Below are 6,183 nucleotides of genomic sequence, written 5' to 3'. Positions count from 1 at the left end.
TATTTAATGTTTTAGTGAAACTTACATTCCCCTTTTTTCCAGCAAGAGTTACCGTAGCTCCCTCAATTGCACTTTGGATTTTATCTATTTCTCCATTAAAGTTAGTTCCATAGGTAACTCCATTTACAGATGTAATTTCATCACCTCTTTTAAAACCAGCTTTGGCTGCAGGAGAATTTGGATAAACTGCGGTCACGAAGATATCATAGTCTGAATTAGACGGCCCAAAATAGCCGAACCTTAATCCAACATCATTACCGTTTCCTTCTAAGTCAACAGATAACATTATACCAGGTATACTTGCAGTAGGATTTTTATCGGCTTTGTCAAAAATATAGGAATACTTTGGATCCGTGCTATTTGTTAAATAATCCGGAGATTTTGATGCCTTAACTATATTAAACAAGTTAGCTTCGTACTTTTCAAGGTTTGTTCCGCCTGTAGCACTATATTGTCGAGGCTCAAAAGCATCGTATGTAGGCAAGGATTCATTCCAGAAATAAACTTCTTTAGCATATAGAAATAAGGAATCATTTGTTAGATCTACCCTATTTGTTGTAGGAGTTTGCTTGGTATTTTGCGAAACCTGCGGTTCCGGATCAGGTGTAGTTTTATTTTTTTTACATGCACTGAATACAATGCAAATCCCCAACACCGAACCAATTACGTAATTTTTTACAAGGCTATTTTTCATTTAAATCATTTTATCACCAACACCCGGTTCGGAGGTATAAACGTAATCAAGATACTAATAGTTTATCAACATTCAAATAATCAACACCTACATTTATAGCACAATCTTCATCTGGTTTTATCTTACCAATCATTAGCACATCTTCTTTCTTCAAACTATGCTTATCTAAAATCAGTTGAATCCCTTCTGGAGAAGGTTTAAGCGCGGTTTCAGCAGCAAAATAAACAGTAAGATAGTTTTCTAATCCATGCCATTCCATTTGCTTAATCTTATTAAGCTGCATCATAGGATCGCCATTTGTGAATATAAATATTTGCTTACGTTCAACAGTGATTTCCTGCAGCAAGCTAAGCATCTCATTAAACATCAACAGCTTTAAGGGCAAACGCGCGCTTAAGAAAAGCAAATCAAAATTTACTTTATACTTTAATGGTATATCAAATTGGGTTGCTGTTTTCTCAAAAATATCCTCATTACCTGTTGCAAGATAAGTTTGCTGCATACTTTTAAGGATTTCATCGGCGCTTATTTGCTCTGCATATTCTATAAATTGAGCAAATAAATAATAAACCTGTAACAAGTAATCCTTTTGTGGATAAAGGACATCATCCAGCTCAAAAACAAATGCTTGCTTGTTGTTTAAATAACGTTCAAATGCCATTAAATATTAGTTAAATGGATGATCTGATCTTTTTCGGGCATTAGCACCTGAATATTAAACTCCTCAAAAAGGATTTTCGATTTTAGTATATCGGCAATCTCAAATTCATGCAAAGGTAAAACAGCATCTACCCCCTCGTTGAGGCAATGATTTAACAAATTATGAGCTATAATTTCATCATTTCGCTCCCCTAAAGAAATGAAATAGTATCGTGCAGATGGAAAAGAAGGCACATCCCCATAATCAGCCAGTACAATATGATCATCTGCAAAAGTTTTAATCAGTTTTAGCGACTGAGCAGATTTCCCTCCCGTTATTAATATCTTCAAAACTTAAATAATTAAACCATCTTTCATTGTAACCACCCTATCGCTAATCTTAGCCAGATCTTCATTATGTGTAACAATCACAAAAGTCTGTTTAAAATTATCTCTAAGGGTAATAAAAAATTGATGTAGTGAGTTGGCGTTTGCCGAATCCAAATTACCGGATGGCTCATCAGCAAGAATAATTGCCGGATTATTTATCAGTGCTCTTGCTACAGCAATACGTTGTTGTTCGCCACCAGATAATTGATTAGGCTTATGGTCTGCCCTATCCTTTAAACCCAAAAGATCAAGGAGCTCAGTTGCCCTTGCTATTGCTTGTTTTGTAGGCACCTTAGCTATAAATGCAGGGATACAGATGTTCTCAAGTGCAGTGAACTCAGGTAAAAGATGATGAAACTGAAAAACAAAACCGATATTCTTATTTCTAAAAACACTTAACAATTCGCCTGAAAGCTTGTTGACCTTAGAACCATTAAGTTCTACCGTGCCATCGTCGGGCTTGTCCAGTGTACCTAGAATATGGAGTAAGGTACTTTTCCCTGCACCCGAAGCACCTATAATACTTACAATTTCGCCTTTAAGTGCAAACTTACAAAAACATAGCACAAGGTTAAACAAATATGATGCAACAAAAAAAACCTAAATTTTTCTTGGAAGTTCAGATTTATCATTTAACTTTGAAAAACAAAGTACTTTTAAAATGAGTAACAAGGAAGAACAGCTAAATGCATTGAACGACATCAAAAAAATGATGGATCGTTCATCAAGATTTATTTCTTTAAGTGGGCTATCAGGAGTTTTCGCTGGTTTTACTGCGCTGGTGGGTGCTTACCTTGCTCATTTAGAAATAGCAAATAGTGTAAATGGCACTTATGAATATGGTTTTACTGAGGATGATCTGGAAGCCAATTTAATTAAAATTGGTCTGGGGGTACTCGTTGTTGCGCTTATAGGTGGTTTTCTTCTTACACTTAGACAAACCAGAATAAAAAAGCTTCCATTCTGGGACAGAACCTCTAAAAATCTATTGATCAATTTAGCAATTCCATTATTTGCTGGAGGTTTATTTATTATTGGCCTTCTTCTGGCCCACCCCGGGACATATGGCTTAATAGCACCTTCTTGTTTATTATTTTATGGGTTGGCTTTAATTAATGCCAGTAAGTATACTTATACCGACATTCGCTTTCTCGGTTTCTGCGAAGTTGTACTAGGATTGGTAGCGATGTTTAATATTGGATACGGACTCTATTTCTGGGCTTTTGGTTTTGGTGTACTTCATATTTTTTATGGATTGCTGATGTATTTTAAGTACGAAAGGACTAAATAATGAAGAACCCGATTGGAGCCCTTAACAAGATATTTGATAGTCGGATAAGACTAGGCGTGATGTCTATTTTGATTGTAAACGACAGTATCAGTTTTAATGAACTGAAACAAATGCTGGAACTTACAGATGGCAACCTCGCCTCTCACCTGAACACTTTGGAACAAGCAGAATATTTAAAAGTTCAAAAGTCATTTATTGGAAAAAAAACAAACACTACATATATACTTACAGATCTGGGTAGGCAAGCATTTAAAACTCATTTAGATGCTTTAGAGAAGATGATTAAAAGTCTTTAATTTTTTTTATCTACTTACTTTGAAATGCAAAGCACTTTTGAAAAATAAAAAAATGGAAACAACGTCAATTAATCAAATTACAACCATTGCCAAAGAATGCACTAAATATTCATTTGTTGCAGGATCTGCACTCTTCTTATTGTATTGTCTTACAAAATTCAGCCCCTTAGTTCCAGTAGGTCTCTTATACATCATACTTGCCCTAGTGATCAACTCAATTATCTTTATGAGTTTATTGATTACAATAATCGTTCACCCTGAGCATTGCCTTACACTCTTAAAAACAGCAGTTGTTATGCTATTTAACCTCCCTGTAGCTTTTGCATACATGTGGATAGTTACAAATCATCTTTAATCTAAAAACAATCTACACTCACATGAAACAGCGGATAGACCTACAGCTCCTTGCAGCAATTGGCGGCGGCATTCTTTTCAACTTTCTTTTCTGGATGGAGAAACAAGCCCTTAACCTACTTATTTACACACTTTTTTTAATCATCATAACTTTACTGGATCGGGAAAAGTCTAAAACTAAAAAGTACTACATTTTTGCTGGCAGTCATCTTCTGGCTGCAATAATGGTAGTTGTCAATCAATCAGATCTTAATATCATCACCTGGTATATCACTTTTGCGGTTATGATAGGCTTAATTCATTTCCCTTTATTACGGAATATTTTTACCGTATTGCTCGCCGCATTTTTACAGATTATTACGGCCCCGATAAATCTTTTAAAAAAAATAATGGCCATTCACTTTGGGGACCTTTCTTTTAAGCCTGTCTTAAAAATCGTGAAGTACACTATTATCCCCTTTTTCGCCATCATGCTGTTTAGCATACTTTATAGTGAGGCTAATACTGTTTTTGCCAATTACCTTAATCGGATTACTTCTGGTATAACCACATTTATAAACAACATGGTTGTTTTCCTATTTCCAGAATTAAGCTTTGAACGCTTCATACACATTGTTCTGGGAATTGTGTTGAGCGCAGGAGCTTTTATCAGTTTAAAAAGGCTTGAACTTGAAAAAATTGAAGCTGGTTTTGGTGAGCAGTTAGTACGAGAACACAGGAATAAAACAAGCAACTCAATTGCCTATATGTTGATCGAAGTTTTTGCCGAAGGTTTGTTGAAACGGATGATGGCTTTAAAAACTGAGAATATCATCGGTATTATTTCATTTACAGCCTTAAACCTTCTATTGCTTTCATTAAACACCATCGACATAACTACATTATGGCTGGGTAAAAATATTGAATCGAATGGGGCTAAATATTCAGATGCGCTTCATGATGGCACAAATGTATTAATAGTAAGTATTGTGATAGCTATGATGATTATTGTATATTTTTTTAGAGGAAATCTAAATTTCTACAGTAAAAACAAAACGATCAGATTACTGACCTATTTATGGATATTTCAGAATATTTTTCTGGTATGTTCTGTCTTACTCAGAGATTACCAGTACGTAAGTGCTCTTGGATTAACCTACAAACGAATTGGTGTATTCGTTTTCTTATTGCTTTGCACAATAGGTCTGGTTACTGTTTACATCAAGGTCGCTCAGCAAAAAACCTTCTTTTATCTGTGTAAAATAAATGGTCGCATTTGGTATATCTTACTACTTGTTTTTGGATTTGTAAACTGGGATGTTTTGATTGTGAACTACAACATTAACAACAGAGCCTCCATTAACTTAGATCTTGATCATTTAACCGATTTGTCTGACAAGACCCTCCCCCTTTTAAATACGAATAAGATTATACTTAGAAAATATTTGAGCACCTCAAATTATGCTTATAAATGGAGCAACGACACAACTGACCTCAGTAACAAACGAATAACTCCAACGAATACAGAACAGATCCTGGCCTTTGAAAAGGATTTAGCTCAACGAAACAACACATTCAAAACAAAATACAACGAGACATCCTGGTTGTCATGGAACTACCGTGATTGGCAAACAATGCAATTTTTACTTAAAAACCATTTATAATCTTAAAACCTGGTGTATGCACAACTCATCGTATTGGATAAACTATTTTAACCAAAACCTAAAGAACAAAAGAATTGACTGGAGTATCAGTCCGAATTTAAGCCAACTGGAAAAAAACAACATTTTAAGCTCTTTACAGGCCTGGCAACTGGGAGAAACATCTGAGGGAACGAATCTGGTAAATGCTGCAACCAAACATGCAAAAAAGCTAAATGATCCTTATTATACAGATGCCATTAAGCTATTTATTAAAGAAGAGCAAAAGCATGGTAATAATTTGGGTCGTTATATTGATCTAATTGGCGAGCAAAGAATAAAAAAGGATTGGGGTGATAGCTTATTTAGAAAAATAAGGGGACTAAATACAGACATGGAGTTTTGGACCATAGCAGTAATTACCGTAGAAAGCGCGGCCCAGATATTTTACCAATGTTTAAAGGATGCAACGAACTGCAAATTACTTAAACAAATAAGTACAGATATTTTAATCGACGAAGCGGCTCATATCACTTTTCAAATCGAGAGGCTAAGTTTGATATATAGACAAAAGAGCTTTTTTATGAGAACTATTACGTACTATTTTTACACAGTTTTCTATTTTTCAACAGCGATGGTAGTCTGGCTGGCGCATAGAAGATTATTTAATGCCGGCGGGGTTCACTTTGGCACTTATTGGATCAAGATGAAACTCAAATTTAAAAAGACCATTAAAAAATTAAAACCCGAAAGAGAAAATATAAACGCTGAAAATACCTTTAGCCATTTGTTATAAAGCTTTTGAAATTGTAGATTTGAACAAATTTTTTCAGCATAATGAATATCCACGAATATCAAGGTAAAGAAATACTTAAAAGTTTTGGAGTAGCCGTACAAGAA

At 34.9% G+C, this 6,183-nt stretch carries 8 protein-coding genes; 4 read left to right on the top strand and 4 right to left on the bottom strand.

The window, feature by feature from the left end; translation table 11 throughout:
* From AC1DDX_RS24920 to AC1DDX_RS24905, 4 genes are all read right to left on the bottom strand, one after another.
* Positions 1-694: PDZ domain-containing protein (locus AC1DDX_RS24920; protein WP_477622783.1), on the bottom strand; the 694-nt coding region annotated here is incomplete at its 3' end.
* Between the two features lie 46 nt (positions 695-740).
* Positions 741-1,355 carry an HAD family hydrolase gene (locus AC1DDX_RS24915; RefSeq protein ID WP_172660490.1) on the bottom strand — a complete coding sequence of 205 codons (615 nt, stop codon included), beginning with the start codon at positions 1,353-1,355 and terminating at the stop codon, positions 741-743.
* Entirely contained in the window at positions 1,355-1,684 is a 330-nt protein-coding gene (locus AC1DDX_RS24910) for an ATP-grasp domain-containing protein (RefSeq protein ID WP_172660491.1), read from the bottom strand. Before AC1DDX_RS24910 ends, AC1DDX_RS24915 begins: the two co-directional genes overlap by 1 nt.
* A 3-nt stretch (positions 1,685-1,687) precedes the next feature.
* A complete protein-coding gene (locus tag AC1DDX_RS24905; RefSeq protein WP_477622782.1) occupies positions 1,688-2,290 on the bottom strand; it encodes an ABC transporter ATP-binding protein in 603 nt (200 codons plus the stop codon).
* 94 nt (positions 2,291-2,384) lie between these two features.
* On the opposite strand from AC1DDX_RS24905, the gene AC1DDX_RS24900 reads away from it, so the two are divergent.
* The 4 genes from AC1DDX_RS24900 (at position 2,385) to AC1DDX_RS24885 (ending at position 6,079) form a co-directional block, all read left to right on the top strand.
* Positions 2,385-3,014, top strand: a complete 630-nt coding sequence (locus tag AC1DDX_RS24900; protein WP_172660493.1) for a hypothetical protein — start codon at positions 2,385-2,387, stop codon at positions 3,012-3,014.
* Positions 3,014-3,310: a winged helix-turn-helix domain-containing protein gene (locus AC1DDX_RS24895; protein WP_172660494.1), complete on the top strand. Its 297-nt coding sequence runs from the start codon at positions 3,014-3,016 to the stop codon at positions 3,308-3,310. Before AC1DDX_RS24900 ends, AC1DDX_RS24895 begins: the two co-directional genes overlap by 1 nt.
* 377 nt (positions 3,311-3,687) lie before the next feature.
* Positions 3,688-5,307: a DUF4153 domain-containing protein gene (locus AC1DDX_RS24890; RefSeq protein ID WP_288880927.1), complete on the top strand. Its 1,620-nt coding sequence runs from the start codon at positions 3,688-3,690 to the stop codon at positions 5,305-5,307.
* Positions 5,308-5,323: 16 nt separating this feature from the next.
* Entirely contained in the window at positions 5,324-6,079 is a 756-nt protein-coding gene (locus AC1DDX_RS24885) for a ferritin-like domain-containing protein (protein ID WP_288880925.1), read from the top strand.
* Positions 6,080-6,183 lie beyond the last annotated feature (104 nt).

The organism is Pedobacter sp. 10L46_2 (genome assembly GCF_056395165.1).
The sequence above is the reverse complement of the archived record's forward strand: the minus strand, read 5'-3'. Positions and strand labels throughout refer to the sequence as shown.